General features: G+C 52.0%; 16 protein-coding genes. 10 read left to right on the top strand and 6 right to left on the bottom strand.

Going from position 1 to position 14513, the window contains the following annotated elements; translation table 11 throughout:
* Window positions 1-80: 80 nt before the first annotated feature.
* Together Q1M25_RS00675 and Q1M25_RS00670 are read right to left on the bottom strand one after the other, a co-directional pair.
* Window positions 81-416, bottom strand: a complete 336-nt coding sequence (locus Q1M25_RS00675; protein WP_250615110.1) for a zinc ribbon domain-containing protein YjdM — start codon at window positions 414-416, stop codon at window positions 81-83.
* A 59-nt stretch (window positions 417-475) separates the two neighbouring features.
* The gene (locus Q1M25_RS00670) at window positions 476-814 is read right to left on the bottom strand and encodes a hypothetical protein (RefSeq protein WP_003686752.1); all 339 of its coding nucleotides are present in this window, start codon (window positions 812-814) and stop codon (window positions 476-478) included.
* 445 nt (window positions 815-1259) lie between these two features.
* On the opposite strand from Q1M25_RS00670, the gene Q1M25_RS00665 reads away from it, so the two are divergent.
* Window positions 1260-2216 carry a DUF2167 domain-containing protein gene (locus tag Q1M25_RS00665; RefSeq protein WP_300480603.1) on the top strand — a complete coding sequence of 319 codons (957 nt, stop codon included), beginning with the start codon at window positions 1260-1262 and terminating at the stop codon, window positions 2214-2216.
* Window positions 2217-2281: 65 nt separating this feature from the next.
* Here the strand turns inward: Q1M25_RS00665 and gltX are convergent, their stop codons facing one another.
* Window positions 2282-3676, bottom strand: a complete 1395-nt coding sequence (gltX, locus tag Q1M25_RS00660) for a glutamate--tRNA ligase (RefSeq protein ID WP_300480601.1) — start codon at window positions 3674-3676, stop codon at window positions 2282-2284.
* A gap of 159 nt (window positions 3677-3835) precedes the next feature.
* On the opposite strand from gltX, the gene Q1M25_RS00655 reads away from it, so the two are divergent.
* Window positions 3836-4930, top strand: a complete 1095-nt coding sequence (locus Q1M25_RS00655) for an ABC transporter substrate-binding protein (RefSeq protein ID WP_300480598.1) — start codon at window positions 3836-3838, stop codon at window positions 4928-4930.
* 70 nt (window positions 4931-5000) lie between these two features.
* Here Q1M25_RS00655 and Q1M25_RS00650 read toward each other — a convergent pair whose 3' ends face one another.
* Both Q1M25_RS00650 and arsC read right to left on the bottom strand, forming a co-directional pair.
* Window positions 5001-5657: a YdcF family protein gene (locus tag Q1M25_RS00650; protein ID WP_300480595.1), complete on the bottom strand. Its 657-nt coding sequence runs from the start codon at window positions 5655-5657 to the stop codon at window positions 5001-5003.
* 25 nt (window positions 5658-5682) lie between these two features.
* Complete coding sequence (gene arsC, locus Q1M25_RS00645) at window positions 5683-6042, bottom strand: arsenate reductase (glutaredoxin) (RefSeq protein WP_300480592.1); 360 nt, start codon at window positions 6040-6042, stop codon at window positions 5683-5685.
* Window positions 6043-6211: 169 nt separating this feature from the next.
* On the opposite strand from arsC, the gene Q1M25_RS00640 reads away from it, so the two are divergent.
* The 6 genes from Q1M25_RS00640 (at window position 6212) to Q1M25_RS00615 (ending at window position 12360) form a co-directional block, all read left to right on the top strand.
* Window positions 6212-6694, top strand: coding sequence for a TlpA disulfide reductase family protein (locus Q1M25_RS00640; protein ID WP_049349226.1), 483 nt, complete (start codon window positions 6212-6214; stop codon window positions 6692-6694).
* Between the two features lie 248 nt (window positions 6695-6942).
* Complete coding sequence (gene ftsE / locus Q1M25_RS00635) at window positions 6943-7593, top strand: cell division ATP-binding protein FtsE (RefSeq protein ID WP_003681151.1); 651 nt, start codon at window positions 6943-6945, stop codon at window positions 7591-7593.
* Complete coding sequence (gene ftsX / locus Q1M25_RS00630) at window positions 7590-8507, top strand: permease-like cell division protein FtsX (protein ID WP_300480587.1); 918 nt, start codon at window positions 7590-7592, stop codon at window positions 8505-8507. Before ftsE ends, ftsX begins: the two co-directional genes overlap by 4 nt.
* Before the next feature lie 196 nt (window positions 8508-8703).
* Window positions 8704-9957, top strand: coding sequence for a UDP-N-acetylglucosamine 1-carboxyvinyltransferase (murA, locus tag Q1M25_RS00625; RefSeq protein ID WP_150537108.1), 1254 nt, complete (start codon window positions 8704-8706; stop codon window positions 9955-9957).
* A gap of 127 nt (window positions 9958-10084) precedes the next feature.
* On the top strand, window positions 10085-12142 hold the full coding sequence (gene metG / locus Q1M25_RS00620; RefSeq protein ID WP_300480582.1) for a methionine--tRNA ligase: 2058 nt from the start codon (window positions 10085-10087) through the stop codon (window positions 12140-12142).
* A 23-nt stretch (window positions 12143-12165) separates the two neighbouring features.
* Window positions 12166-12360, top strand: coding sequence for a hypothetical protein (locus Q1M25_RS00615; protein ID WP_049328774.1), 195 nt, complete (start codon window positions 12166-12168; stop codon window positions 12358-12360).
* A gap of 108 nt (window positions 12361-12468) precedes the next feature.
* Here the strand turns inward: Q1M25_RS00615 and rsgA are convergent, their stop codons facing one another.
* The gene (rsgA, locus tag Q1M25_RS00610; protein ID WP_300480577.1) at window positions 12469-13335 is read right to left on the bottom strand and encodes a ribosome small subunit-dependent GTPase A; all 867 of its coding nucleotides are present in this window, start codon (window positions 13333-13335) and stop codon (window positions 12469-12471) included.
* A gap of 151 nt (window positions 13336-13486) precedes the next feature.
* Here rsgA and Q1M25_RS00605 point away from each other — a divergent pair, with 151 nt between their 5' ends.
* Together Q1M25_RS00605 and Q1M25_RS00600 are read left to right on the top strand one after the other, a co-directional pair.
* A complete protein-coding gene (locus Q1M25_RS00605) occupies window positions 13487-14104 on the top strand; it encodes a DUF533 domain-containing protein (RefSeq protein WP_049349212.1) in 618 nt (205 codons plus the stop codon).
* Window positions 14105-14203: 99 nt separating this feature from the next.
* The coding region (locus tag Q1M25_RS00600; RefSeq protein ID WP_300480573.1) for a patatin-like phospholipase family protein at window positions 14204-14513 on the top strand (310 nt) is incomplete at its 3' end.

Here is a 14513-nt window from a genome sequence, read left to right as displayed (position 1 = left end):
GTTTTATTTTGAATGAAATATATAAAGGCCGTCTGAAACCTGATATTAGGGTTTCAGACGGCCTTTCAAAGATAAAATCTTTAGGCTTTTTTGACGAACTCAGATTTCAAGTTCATCGCGCTGCCATCGATTTTACAACCGATATTGTGGTCGCCCTCTTGCAGGCGGATGCCTTTGACTTTGGTGCCTTGCTTGATGACCATAGAGCTGCCTTTGACTTTCAGATCTTTAATCAAGACAACCGTATCGCCATCTTGCAATACCGCGCCGTTGGCATCTTTGACTTCCAAGGCATCATCGCTTGCAGCCGCAGCATCGGCCTCGTTCCACTCGTAGGCGCACTCAGGGCAAACGTATTGAGCGCCGTCTTCGTAAGTGTATTCGGAGTGGCATTTCGGGCAGGGAGGTAGGGACATGAGGTTTCCTTATAAATATGATAAAAGAAGCGTAAAACGCAAATAATACAATGTCTAAATTATTGCTTCGCCTTGCTGCCGCCTGCGCCGTAAACGGCATTCCACGCCGCATCCAACATCTGACCGGCTTGTTGCAGCTTGGCATTTTGCTGCTCTTTCTGAGCCAAGGCCGTCTGAATTTCGCCTTTCAAACGGTCAATATCGGATTGCGCAGCCTGCAAACGGCGCTGCGCGCTTTCCAAATCGCTTTGCAGGGAAATGATTTTGCTGTCGTTGCTGTTTTGCTCATGCAAAGCGGCACGGTAAACCGATTGGACGGACAGCAAACGGTCTTCCGCCTCACCGGCATACGCGGCAGCGGCAGATAACATCATCAGGGCAAGTAAGGTTTTTTTCATGGGTTTTCCTTTAAAGTCGTTTGATTTGTAAAGTAAAGCGCAGAGCCGATTTTTCAGCCGCCAAGTTTACATAAATATGCTTGTTGGTCTTTGTTCTTGATGGCTTATTTTATCCAATCCGGACATTCAGACTGCCGATAAAAGTTAATTCAATCAGCAGTTGTAACAGGCAGGCGGCTATTATTTTCTCATATTCTCCGCCTTATTCCATTATTTTCTGGTTTTATTATAAAAGGCCGTCTGAAAAATTTTCAGACGGCCTTTTTGAGTTTCACAATGATGGCTCTGCCTCTCGTCAAAAAGCTTTCCTGTATTTTTAAATTACAGTCATATTTAAATATGTAAATATGATTTATTTATTGTAAAATTTATCCTTTAGTCATGCCGGAGCATATGGTGTTGCGGCTGTCTGCATCTTTTTTAATTCTTCTTCCATGAGAACCCTATGATGAAAAGCAACCATCTCGCCTATGCCGTTTTGGCAGCCCTACTATCTATCCAAACCCTGCCGGCTTCTGCAGCCAAATCTGATACCGCTTCTGCCGTCGAGGCATCCGGGCAAGAAGCGCAACAAGCCTCAGACTCTATCGCAAACTACGTTGACGACCAGATCGTCCAAGGCCCAGCAACCATTGATTTGGGCAATCAGGCCAAACTGAAACTGCCTGCAAAAATGGTCTTTGTGAAAAAAAATCGCGCCAATGCCATGATGAGGGAAGCAGGCAACGCCACAGATCCCAACCGCTACGGCCTGATTCTCCCCGAGTCGGAAAACGAGGACGGTGATACTAATTGGATGGTAGACCTAACCTTTACCGATTCCGGCTATATCAAAGACGATGATGCCAAAGAATGGGATGTTGAGGCCATGCTCGAGCAGCTGAAAGAAGGCACCGAGGAACAAAACAAAGAGCGAGCCTCCCGCAACATACCGGAAATAGAAACACGCGGCTGGGTAGAAAAACCGCAATATGATGCAAAGACCCATCGTCTGATTTGGTCGATTGACATTCTGAATAAAAACGAACCCGACCCCAATCCTACCATCAACTACAATACTTTCCAGCTGGGACGCGAAGGCTATATTGAATTGACTATGATCACCGATTTGAAAAGCATAGATCAATACAAACCTATTGTGCAAGAATTGTTGGGTAATATCGAATTCAATGAAGGCAAGCGTTACAGCGATTTCAATGCGGCAACCGACAAAGTGGCCGAATACGGACTGGCTGCCTTGGTCGGCGGTATCGCTGCAAAAAAACTGGGATTATTGGCCTTGGCCGGCGCATTACTGGCTAAATTCGGCAAACTGATTATTTTCGGTGCTGTTGCAGCAGGCGCATTGTTTAAGGGCCTATGGCGCAAAAAAGATAAAAACAAACCGAACGAAGAAGAATAAATAAATCCTGTTCAAAATAAAAAGGCCGTCTGAAACATTTCAGACGGCCTTTTATCATTCATGCCTTACGAACGTATCCGTTTCAACACTTCTTCTTTGCCGATTAATGCCAATACGGCATCGACGCTTGGGGTTTTTGCCGTACCGCAGACAGCGAGGCGCAGGGGCATGCCGAGTTTGCCCATTTTGATGCCTTCTTCGTCGCAGAAGGGTTTGAAGAGGTCGTGGATGGCTTCGGCGGTCCAGTCTTCCAGCCCTTCGAGGCGTTCGGCAAAGCGCAGCATACGGGCGGCGGCTTCGTCGTCCCAATGTTTCTGCACGTCTGCTTCGGCAGGGGTTTGTTTGACGTAGAAGTAGAGGCACTCGTCGGCAAGCGTGTTCAGGTCTTGGGCGCGGTCTTTGACCAATGCCAACACGTCTTCCAAAGCGGGCTTGCTGGTTTCATGGATATCGCGCAGGGCGAGGCGCGGTTTCACCATTTCAGCCAGTTTGTCGTTGGGCGTGATTTTGATGTGTTCGCCGTTGATCCAGTAGAGTTTCTTCAAGTCCATACGGCTTGGGGATGGGGAAACGTCTTTCAAATCAAACCATTCGATGAATTGTTCCATTGTGAAGAATTCGTCGTCGCCGTGCGCCCAGCCCAAGCGTGCCAAATAGTTGAGCATGGCTTCGGGCAGGATGCCCATTGCGCCGAAATCGGTAATGGCGACGGTATCGCCGCTGCGTTTGGAGATTTTTTTGCCTTGCTCGTTGAGAATCATGGGCAGGTGGCCGTATTCCGGCAGGGTAGCGCCGATGGCTTTTAAGATGTTGATTTGTTTCGGGGTGTTGTTCACATGGTCGTCGCCGCGGATAACGTGGGTAACGCCCATGTCGTAGTCATCCACGACGACGCAGAAGTTGTAGGTCGGCGTACCGTCGGCGCGGGCGATGATCAGGTCGTCGAGTGCTTCGTTGGGAATGGAGATTTCGCCTTTGACCAAGTCCGTCCATTTGGTGACGCCGTCCAAAGGTGTTTTGAAACGGACGACGGGTTGTACGTCGGCAGGGATTTCTGGCAGGGTTTTGCCTGCTTCGGGGCGCCAGCGGCGGTCGTACGTCGCCGTGCCTTCTTTTTCGGCTTTCTCGCGCATGGCTTCCAGCTCTTCTTTGCTGCAATAGCAGTAGTAGGCATGGCCTTTTTCTAAAAGTTCGGCAATGACTTCTTTGTAGCGGTCGAAGCGGCGGGTTTGGTACACGACGTTGTCGGCGTTGTCGTAATTCAGGCCGACCCATTTCATGCCGTCGAGGATGATGTTGACGGATTCGGCAGTAGAGCGCGCCAAGTCGGTGTCTTCGATACGCAATAGGAACTCGCCTTTATGATGGCGGGCAAACGCCCATGAGAACAGGGCGGTGCGTACGCCGCCGATGTGCAGGTAGCCGGTGGGGCTGGGGGCGAAACGGGTTTTGACGGTCATGATGGCTCCAAAGTCTTTGAAAACAGGTATTTTACTTTTTCGGCAAGGTTTAAACAATGTAAGGCCGTCTAAAAATAATGTCGGCGCAGAAGGACCGTCTGGGAACTTTTCTCCTGAAAACAAAACTAATGATAATCATTTCTTTGAAAGTATCCGCTCATGAACAAACGCGCTTTATTTGCCGCCCTCTCCCTCCTGCCCATTTTTGCCCAAGCCGAAATCAAAACTATCAAAGACGTATTGGGACGCGAAGTCAAAGTCGATGTCCCTGTCAAACGCGCGGTTTTGGCGTTTTACTATCCCGACTATATCGCGGTAACGGGTGCGGACAAATTTAAAAACGTCATCGGCATTTCGCGTGAGTTTTGGGAGAAATTCAATCCCGGCAGCTGGGCGATGTTCAAACAGAAGCTGCCTACGCTGCAAAACATTGCGGACATCGGCAACATCAGCACCGGCACGTTTTCACTGGAGAAAACGCTCGCGCTCAAGCCGGACGTATTGATTCTGGCCGACTGGCAGTATAAGGCCATCGCCACCCATCTGCCGCGCATTAAAGCGGCAGGCATACCCGTCGTCGTGGTCGATTTCAACGCCGAAACCGTCGCGCGGCACACGCGCAGTGCGGAAATTTTCGGCGAACTCAACGGTACGCAGGCGCGCGCCCAAAAAATTGCCGCCGAATACGCCCGAGGCATTGCCGACATCCAAAACCGCGTCGCGCGCGCCAAGCAGTCCAAACCGAAAATCTATATCGAGTTCGGCGACAAAGGCCCGTCCGAATACAGCTACACCTTCGGCAAAGATATGTGGGGCGCGATTGCCGACACAGCAGGCGGTAACAATATCGCCGCGCCTTACGTTAAAAACTGGGGACCGATAAACCCTGAAAAATTCCTGACGGCCAAACCCGACGTCATCGTCATTTCGGGGACGGAAAACGGCCATAAAGACAAGCCTGGCATTATGGCGATGGGCATAGGCATCAGCCAGGCCGATGCGCAACGCCGCCTGGCCGGATTTGTCAAACGCAAAGGCTGGGCAGACATTCCTGCTGTCAAAAACAAACGCGTTTACGGCATCTACCACACCGCCTCCCGCTCGCTCACCGATTTGGCCAGCGCGCAATTTATCGCCAAAACCCTGTATCCGCAGCAGTTTGCCGACATAGACCCAAACAAGACCTATCTGGACTTCTACCGCAAATACCTGCCCGTCGTGCCGGACGGTACGTTTTACATCCAATTGAAATAGCGGCTGCAAAAATCATTAGGTTCAGGCCGTCTGAAGATTCAGACGGCCTTTTACATGGATTACCGAAGGCTCAACCCCCTATCCAATTCCAAACGGCATCGCTCCATTTGCCGATACGGTAGAGAAACAAAGAATAGCTCTCCTGCATCAGGAACTTGGCTTTCTTGCTGCGCTCGTCAAAGCGCGTGGTCGGAGTGGCGGAGAACTGCGCGTCTGACAAGCCCAAATCGGCGGCCATTTCTTCGGCACGCGCCAAATGATACGGGTCGCTGACAACGATAATACTGCCGACTCCGTTGGCGTGCATGATGGGGATGATATTGCGCAGGTTTTCGTAAGTGTTGCGCGAAGTATTTTCAAACAGGATATTGTGCGCCGGTATGCCCTGCTTGAGCGCGTATCGGCGCCCCACTTCGGCTTCGGTCATAAATCCTTTTTTGGACGTACCGCCGGTGAAAATGATTTTACCGACCCGATGGCTTTGGTAGAGCGTGATGGCGTGGTTGATGCGCTCACGGAATACCGGCGACGGGCGTTTGTCCCACGCCGCCGCACCCAACACCACCGCCGCATCGGCATGAGCGTCCTTCGGCAAGGTTTGCAAACCTGTCCGGTAAATCTGCCATGTACCGGTCAAAAAAATACCGCACACCAGCAAAACGCTCAAAGCAAGTCCCCGAAACAGGTAATATCGCAGGCCATTGCGGCTTTTAAGCAGGGAAATCATCTTCAGACGGCCTTATCCAACCCCGTCAGCCGAGTAGGGCGGCAATGTTTTCCAACGGACGGCCGATGGCTGCGCGCGTAGGCGTGACCAAAACGGGACGCTCGAGCAGGGCAGGGTGTTCAGCGATTGCCTGAAGCAGGGCGGCATTGTCCAAATCGGGATTGTCCAAACCCAATTCTTTGTACAAATCGTCTTTTGTGCGCATCATGCCGCGCACCGATTCGATGCTGAGTTTGGCAAACATATCCTGCAAAGTCGCCAAATCAAGCGCGGTATCCAGATATTTGACTACATCGGCGGCAACGCCTTTTTCTTCGAGCAAAGCCAGCGCGGCACGCGATTTGCTGCAACGCGGGTTGTGATAAAGTGTGAATTCAGACGGCATGAAAGTCTCCGTATTATTGCAAAATCATTCAATGATGGCGGTTATTATCGTCTGCAACTGATTTTTACTCAAACTTTTTACTTGATATCTTGATACGAATCGGTAGGCATACCCACCAAACCGTTTTACAATAAACACAATTTCGATTGGCAACCTCAAGGATACAACCATGAAAGCCTTAACCGCCCTTCTACTGTCCGCCACCGTTTTTACCGCTGCGCCGGCCTTTGCCGCCGACGAAACGGCAGGTTGGCAGGACAACAAACCGCAAAGCCTGGAATCGCTCAAAGCCCCCGTGCGCGTGGTCAACCTTTGGGCAACCTGGTGCGGCCCCTGCCGTAAAGAAATGCCCGCCATGTCGGCATGGTACAAAGCGCAGAAAAAAGGCAGCGTCGATATGGTCGGCATCGCGCTGGATACCACTGACAACATCGGCAAGTTCCTAAAACAAACGCCGGTCAGCTATCCGATTTGGCGTTACACCGGCGCCAACAGCCGCAACTTCATGAAAGCCCACGGCAACAACGTCGGCGTATTGCCCTTTACAGTCGTTGAAGCGCCGAAATGCGGCTACAAACAAACCATCACCGGCGAAGTCAACGAAAAAAGCCTGACCGCCGCCGTGAATTTGGCCAAAACCAAATGTAAATAAAACAGCGGATAGGGTGCTTAACCTACGCTGATACCGAGGCCGTCTGAAACCCAATCGTTCAGACGGCCTTTTTTCAAACCATGTTGTTTTGTGTTGCAAACCGGCAGTGTATCCGCCGGCAGAACCGGGGTTTCACTATCAAAAAGCAGCCGAAATATTTATAATCTGTGAATATCCCCATTTTTTCAGACGGCATGTTGCCCTATCGATGTCGCCGGCCGTCTGAATCCCTATTTTCAGGAAAACCCATGATCCGTTTCGAACAAGTTTCCAAAACCTATCCCGGCGGTTTCGAAGCCCTGAAAAATGTCAGTTTCCAGATTAACAAAGGTGAGATGATTTTTATCGCCGGCCATTCGGGCTCGGGCAAATCCACCATTTTGAAGCTGATTTCAGGCATTACCAAGCCTACCAAAGGCAAGGTTTGGTTCAACAATCAAGACCTCGGCACCTTGAGCGACAATCAGATCGGCTTTATGCGCCAACATATCGGCATTGTCTTCCAAGACCACAAAATCCTCTACGACCGCAATGTCTTGCAAAACGTTATCCTGCCTTTGCGGATTAGCGGCTACCAGCCGCGCAAAGCGGAAGAGCGCGCGCGTATTGCGATTGAGAAAGTCGGCTTGAAAGGCCGCGAAAACGATATGCCCATCACTTTGTCCGGCGGCGAACAACAGCGTTTGTGCATCGCGCGCGCAGTGGTTCACCAACCCAGCCTGCTGATTGCCGACGAGCCGTCTGCCAGCCTCGACCGCGCCTATGCGCTGGATATTATGGAATTGTTTAAAACCTTCCATGAAGCAGGCACGACCGTTATTGTTGCGGCGCACGATGAAACGCTGATGGCGGATTACGGCCACCGCGTCTTGCGCCTGCAGAAAGGACGCCTCGCATGAGTATGATTCACTACATCTCGTTACACGTCGAATCGGCGCGCGCCGCGCTCAAAGAGCTTCTGCGCCAACCCATTGGCACACTGCTGACCCTGCTCATGCTTGCCGTTGCCATGACCTTGCCGCTGTTCATGTATTTGGGCATCCAAAGCGGACAAAGCGTATTGGGCAAACTCAACGAGTCGCCGCAAATTACGGTTTATATGGACACTGATGCGGCAAATTCTGATGCCGATACGGTGAAAAACCTGCTCCAACGCGACAGCCGTATCGATAAAATCCGCTTTATCAGCAAGCAGGAAGGTTTGGAAGAATTACAAACCAATCTCGACCAAAACCTCGTTTCCATGCTCGATGGCAACCCGTTGCCCGATGTCTTTATCGTTACGCCCGACCCTGCCACTTCTCCGGATCAGATGCAGGCCATCTATAAAGACATTACCAAACTGCCGCGCGTCGAATCGGCAACCATGGATACCGAATGGGTACAGACCCTTTATCGTATTAACGAATTTATCCGCAAGATTTTGTGGTTCCTCTCGCTGACTTTAGGCATGGCCTTTGTCTTGGTGGCACACAACACCATCCGCCTGCAAATCCTCAGCCGCAAGGAAGAGTTGGAAATCACCAAGCTGTTGGGTGCGCCCGCTTCCTTCATCCGCCGTCCTTTCCTTTATCAGGCAATGTGGCAGAGTATTTTCTCCGCCGCCGTCAGCTTGGGCTTGTCGGCTTGGCTGTTGGCTGAGGTACGGCCGCTGGTGGACGCGATTTTCAAACCCTACGGTCTGAACATCGGCTGGCGTTTCTTCACATTTAGCGAAGTGTCGCTGGTTTTCGGCTTCGTCATCGCGCTGGGCGTATTCGGCGCATGGCTGGCCACCACGCAACACCTCTTAGGCTTCAAAGCCAAAAAATAAGCCTTGGCAAACAGGCCGTCTGAACCATTCAGACGGCCTGAAATCTTATCCTTTCGCAACTTAAACAAACCTTGTGAAAATTTAATACTGCCAAATCTAACAGCAAGGGCATAATCCCTTATAATTGATGGTTTATTATTCATCTCATTTCATTTGTGCGGCATAAGTCGTGCAGACAAATAACGAAAGACATCCTGTGGACAAACTCAAAATCTCTGCCAACGGCCCCCTCAACGGCGAAATCATCGTATCCGGCGCAAAAAACGCCGCCCTGCCGCTGATGTGTGCCGGCCTGCTGACTTCCGGCACTTTACGCTTGAAAAACGTACCCATGCTCGCCGACGTCAAAACCACCCAAAAACTGCTGCAAGGTATGGGCGCACGCGTTTTGACCGACAACATCTCCGAATTTGAAATCAACGGCGGCACCGTCAACAACACCTGCGCACCTTACGAGCTGGTAAAAACCATGCGTGCATCCATCTTGGTTTTGGGTCCGACCCTCGCCCGCTTCGGCGAAGCCCAAGTCAGCCTGCCCGGCGGTTGCGCCATCGGTTCGCGCCCGGTTGACCAACACCTCAAAGGCCTTGAAACCATGGGTGCGGAAATCACCATCGAACACGGTTACGTCAAAGCCAAAGGCCGTCTGAAAGGCACGCGTGTCACCATGGACGTCGTAACCGTAGGCGGTACCGAAAACCTGCTGATGGCGGCCACACTTGCAGAAGGCACCACCATCCTCGAAAACTGCGCCATCGAACCCGAAGTCGTCGATTTGGCCGAATGCCTCGTCAAAATGGGCGCAAAAATCAGCGGCATCGGCACAGCAACCATGACCATCGAAGGCGTAAAAGAGCTGCACGGCTGCGAACACAGCGTCGTTCCCGACCGTATCGAAGCCGGTACCTTCCTCTGCGCCGTCGCCATGACCGGCGGCAAAGTCGTCCTGCGCAATGCCGCACCGAAAACCATGGAAGTCGTATTGGACAAACTGACCGAAGCCGGTGCCATCATCGAAGCAGGCGACAACTGGATTTCCATCGACATGCAACAACGTCCGAAAGCCGTAGATATCCGCACCGTCGTCCACCCAGGCTTCCCAACCGACATGCAGGCGCAGTTTATGGCCATGAACGCCATTGCCGAAGGCAGCAGCCGCGTGGTGGAAACCATTTTTGAAAACCGCTTCATGCACGTTCCCGAACTCAACCGCATGGGCGCAGACATCACCACCGAAGGCAACACCGCCTACATCAAAGGCGTGGAAAAACTCTCCGGCGCCGTCGTGATGGCAACCGACCTGCGCGCCTCTGCCAGCCTCGTCATGGCAGGCTTGGTCGCAGATGGCGAAACCATCGTCGAACGTATCTACCACCTTGACCGCGGCTATGAATACATCGAGAAAAAACTCGGCGGCGTAGGCGCAAAAATCGAACGCGTACACGGTTGATCCCATACGCAGCCGATAAATAAAAGGCCGTCTGAAACACCGGCAATCGGGTTTCAGACGGCCTTTGCGTATTGTTTTGCGGTATAATTCCCGACATCTTTATCCATTGTTTTTAAAAGCACAAACCATGACACGCAAAATCCTTGTCACTTCCGCGCTGCCGTATGCCAACGGCAGCATCCACCTCGGCCACATGGTCGAACACATCCAAACCGACGTTTGGGTACGCTTCCAAAAACTGCGCGGCCACGAATGCTACTACTGCTGCGCCGACGACACCCACGGCACGCCCGTGATGCTTGCCGCGCAAAAACAAGGCATTGCGCCTGAAGACATGATTGCCAAAGTGCGCGAAGAGCACCTCGCCGACTTTACCGGTTTCGGCATCGGCTACGACAATTATTACAGCACCCATTCCCCTGAAAACAAACAGTTTTCCCAAGACATTTACCGTGCGCTGAAAGCCAACGGCAAAATTGAAAGCCGCGTCATCGAGCAGCTTTTCGACCCCGAAAAACAAATGTTCCTGCCCGACCGCTTCGTCAAAGGCGAATGCCCCAAATGCCACGCCCACGACCAATACGGCGACAACTGCGAAGTCTGCGGCACGACCTATTCCCCAACCGAACTGATCAACCCGTATTCCGCCGTATCCGGTGCCAAACCCGAATTGCGCGAATCCGAACACTTCTTCTTCAAACTGGGCGAATGCGCCGACTTCCTCAAAGCATGGACTTCCGGCAACAATCCGCACGACGGCAAGCCCCATCTGCAACCCGAAGCCCTCAACAAAATGAAAGAATGGTTGGGCGAAGGCGAAGAAACCACCCTGTCCGACTGGGACATCTCCCGCGACGCGCCGTATTTCGGTTTTGAAATCCCCGACGCACCGGGCAAATACTTCTACGTCTGGCTGGACGCGCCCGTCGGCTACATGGCGTCGTTTAAAAACCTGTGCGACCGCATCGGCATCGATTTCGACGAATACTTCAAAGCCGACAGCCAAACCGAGATGTACCACTTCATCGGCAAAGACATCCTCTATTTCCACGCCCTGTTCTGGCCCGCCATGCTGCATTTCTCCGGCCACCGCGCCCCGACCGGCGTGTACGCACACGGCTTCCTGACCGTTGACGGACAAAAAATGTCCAAATCGCGCGGCACCTTCATCACCGCCAAATCCTATCTGGAACAAGGCCTGAACCCCGAGTGGATGCGCTACTACATCGCCGCCAAACTCAACAGCAAAATCGAAGACATCGATTTGAACCTGCAAGACTTTATCAGCCGCGTAAACAGCGACCTCGTCGGCAAATACGTCAACATCGCCGCTCGCGCTTCAGGTTTCATCGCCAAACGCTTTGAAGGCCGTCTGAAAGACGTTGCCAACAGCGAATTGCTGGCAAAACTGACTGCGCAAAGCGAAGCCATTGCCGAATGCTACGAAAGCCGCGAATACGCCAAAGCCCTGCGCGACATCATGGCCTTGGCAGACATTGTCAACGAATACGTTGATGCCAACAAACCTTGGGAACTCGCCAAACAAGAAGGCCAAGACGCACGCCTGCACGAAGTATGCAGCGAGCTCATCAACGCCTTTACCATGTTGACCGCCTACCTCGCCCCCGTATTGCCGAAAGTGGCCGAAAACGCCGCCAAATTCCTGAATTTGGAAGCCATCACTTGGGCAAACACACGCGAAACCTTGGGCGAACACGCCATCAACAAATACGAACATTTAATGCAACGAGTGGAGCAAAAACAAGTGGACGATTTAATCGAAGCCAACAAACAAAGCATTCAGACGACCCCCGCGCCTGCCGCCGAAGAGGGCAAATACGAAAAAGTTGCCGAACAAGCGAGCTTCGACGATTTTATGAAAATCGACATGCGCGTCGCCAAAGTATTGAACTGCGAAGCCGTCGAAGGCAGCACCAAACTTTTGAAATTCGACCTCGATTTCGGTTTTGAAAAACGCATCATCTTCTCCGGCATCGCCGCGTCTTATCCCAACCCCGCAGAGCTGAACGGCCGCATGGTCATCGCCGTCGCCAACTTCGCCCCGCGCAAAATGGCAAAATTCGGCGTATCCGAAGGCATGATTCTCTCCGCCGCCACGGCAGAGGGCAAACTGAAGCTCCTCGACGTTGACGCAGGCGCACAGCCCGGGGATAAAGTGGGCTAAGTATCAAATCTTAAGGAGAAACCATGTTAAACCTTTCCGCACCTGTACTTAAAGAAATTGAGTTGCTTCATGATGCAGGCTTATCGGTTGGCGCTATTGTTGCAGTGTTGCGTCTGAAATTTCCGGTAGAGCTCCATGATCGGGAGGACAAAAAAATTGAAGAAGCCGTTCTTCTCATGATCAATCCGCCGCGAAAAGCACCGTCTCTTTCCCGTTAAGGTAGCGATACCAGTTAAAAGGTAAATTTGGTTATGCTTCAACAAAAGGCCGTCTGAAACTTTCAGACGGCCTTTTTATTTATCCAAACGCTTATTCCCATTCAAACTTTATCTCAATAATTCATCGGTAATGCGTTGCAGAAATTCGATGCGCTCGGGTTTGGCTTCGCCTGATTCGGCAGCGGCTTTGACGGCGCAGCCGGGTTCGGCGCGGTGGGTGCAGTTGTGGAAACGGCACTGCCCGATAAGGTGGCGTAGGTCGGGGAAGTATTGTAATAAATCGGCGGCTTGGAGATGGTGAAGGCCGAATTCTTGCAGGCCGGGGGAATCGATGAGTCGGGTTTCTGCATTTAAATCGTACAGTTGGGCGTGGGTGGTGGTGTGTTTACCGGAGTCGAGCGCAGTGGAAATGTCGCCGGTTCGGGCGGCTTGGTTGCCGAGTAGGGCGTTGGTCAGAGTGGACTTGCCCATGCCGCTTTGTCCGAGCAGGATGTTGGTTTGCCCTTCTAAAATGGGACGCAGGATGTCGGCGTTTTCCAATGCGTTGGTTTCGACCACGGAGTAGCCGAGGGTTTCGTAGAATTTGAGTTTCTCGCGCCATTGGGCGGTTTCGGGGAGGTCGGCTTTGTTGAGGACGATAACGGCGTTGATGCCGGCCGCTTCGGCTGCGAGGAGGGCGCGTTGCAACAGGGCTTCGCTGGGTGAGGGGCTGGCGGCGGTTACGATGAGCAGTTGGGTAACGTTGGCGGCAATCAGTTTGGTTTTCCACGCGTCTTGGCGGTAGAGCAGGCTTTCGCGCGGGAGGTAGTCTTCAATCACGACTTGTTCGCCGTTGATGGGGCTGATGCGGACTTGGTCGCCGCAGGCGAAATCGACGCGTTTTTTGCGGGTGGTGGCGTCATATGTTTGGCCGTCGGGGGTGCGGACAATATAGCGGCGGCCATAGCTGGTAATGATTTGGGCGGTATCGGTCATGATGGGATTTATTGTTTGGAATGGTGTGATTGTACCGAAAGTCGGCTATGGCCGTCTGAAAACTTGTTTGCACCTTTTAACTTTCTTTGGCTTGGTTTTTTGGTGTTTCTGCCCTATATTTGCAATGTATTTGTTTTCAGGAGATTTTTTTATGGATTTCAGTCAGTTGCTCAATCAGGTTTTGGGTGCGGCTCAAAAAGGCGGCAAAGCGGTGGCGGACAGCCCGCTCAATTCTTTCGGCGGCGGTGCGCTGACGGGTGCTTTGGCATCGATGCTGTTGAAAAAGAAAAATACGAAGAAGCTGGTAAAGGCTGGCTCGGTCGCTGCTTTGGGTTTTCTGGCTTATAAAGGCTATCAAAACTGGAAACAAAACCGCCAGCAGGACGAATTGCCGCAAAGTGCGTTCCAACCTGCCGGTCTGATTGGTGAAAACCACAGCCGTGTGATTTTGCAAACGATGATTGCGGCGGCGGCTTCAGACGGCCTGATTGACGATGCGGAACGCGCGGCCATTGAGCGTGAAAGCGGCAGCGATGCGGAAACGGCGGCATGGCTGCAGGCTGAATATGCGCAACCGGCCTCCATCGAGCAAATTGCCGCTTCGGTCGGCAGCGACGAGGCTTTGGCAGCCGAAACTTATTTGGCGGCCCGATTGGTCTGCGCGGACTTGTCACGCAAGGAAATCGTGTTCCTGAGCCGTTTGTCCCAAGCTTTGAATTTGGACGACCAGCTGGTTGAAAGTTTGGAAAAACAGCTTGAATTGGCTTAAGCTTGATTTAAAAGGCCGTCTGAAACCTGATTTCAGACGGCCTTTCGACTCAATTTGAGAGTAGAATAACCCTTTCGACATATTAAAGGCTGTCTGAACATGAATAAACTTTTTTCCACATTCAAAACGTTTTTAGCCGCTTCGTCCGTCTTGGTATTGGCTGCCTGTCCGAGTGGCAACGCGCCGCAATCCAAACCTTCTACGCAGGGTCAAAATACGGTTTCGCATACTGCACCCAAACCGAAAGCCACGGTTGCGCTGGCTTTGGGCGGCGGCGCGTCCAAAGGCTTTGCCCATATCGGGATTATTAAGGTTTTGAAAGAAAACAATATTCCGGTAAAAATCGTTACCGGTACATCCGCAGGCTCGATTGTCGGCAGTATGTACGCTTCGGGAATGTCGCCCGACC

The organism is uncultured Neisseria sp., from assembly GCF_951230505.1.
GTDB lineage: Bacteria > Pseudomonadota > Gammaproteobacteria > Burkholderiales > Neisseriaceae > Neisseria.
This window is presented reverse-complemented; position numbering and strand designations above follow the sequence as displayed.

Excerpts from the sequence above, each read along its gene's own strand:
- Q1M25_RS00655 (WP_300480598.1), top strand. The coding sequence starts at position 3,836 with ATGAACAAACGCGCTTTATTTGCCGCCCTCTCCCTCCTGCCCATTTTT.
- Q1M25_RS00640 (WP_049349226.1), top strand. The coding sequence starts at position 6,212 with ATGAAAGCCTTAACCGCCCTTCTACTGTCCGCCACCGTTTTTACCGCT.
- rsgA (WP_300480577.1), bottom strand. The coding sequence starts at position 13,335 with ATGACCGATACCGCCCAAATCATTACCAGCTATGGCCGCCGCTATATT.
- ftsE (WP_003681151.1), top strand. The coding sequence starts at position 6,943 with ATGATCCGTTTCGAACAAGTTTCCAAAACCTATCCCGGCGGTTTCGAA.
- Q1M25_RS00650 (WP_300480595.1), bottom strand. The coding sequence starts at position 5,657 with ATGATTTCCCTGCTTAAAAGCCGCAATGGCCTGCGATATTACCTGTTT.
- Q1M25_RS00670 (WP_003686752.1), bottom strand. The coding sequence starts at position 814 with ATGAAAAAAACCTTACTTGCCCTGATGATGTTATCTGCCGCTGCCGCG.
- metG (WP_300480582.1), top strand. The coding sequence starts at position 10,085 with ATGACACGCAAAATCCTTGTCACTTCCGCGCTGCCGTATGCCAACGGC.
- Q1M25_RS00615 (WP_049328774.1), top strand. The coding sequence starts at position 12,166 with ATGTTAAACCTTTCCGCACCTGTACTTAAAGAAATTGAGTTGCTTCAT.
- Q1M25_RS00605 (WP_049349212.1), top strand. The coding sequence starts at position 13,487 with ATGGATTTCAGTCAGTTGCTCAATCAGGTTTTGGGTGCGGCTCAAAAA.
- ftsX (WP_300480587.1), top strand. The coding sequence starts at position 7,590 with ATGAGTATGATTCACTACATCTCGTTACACGTCGAATCGGCGCGCGCC.
- gltX (WP_300480601.1), bottom strand. The coding sequence starts at position 3,676 with ATGACCGTCAAAACCCGTTTCGCCCCCAGCCCCACCGGCTACCTGCAC.
- Q1M25_RS00675 (WP_250615110.1), bottom strand. The coding sequence starts at position 416 with ATGTCCCTACCTCCCTGCCCGAAATGCCACTCCGAATACACTTACGAA.
- arsC (WP_300480592.1), bottom strand. The coding sequence starts at position 6,042 with ATGCCGTCTGAATTCACACTTTATCACAACCCGCGTTGCAGCAAATCG.
- Q1M25_RS00665 (WP_300480603.1), top strand. The coding sequence starts at position 1,260 with ATGATGAAAAGCAACCATCTCGCCTATGCCGTTTTGGCAGCCCTACTA.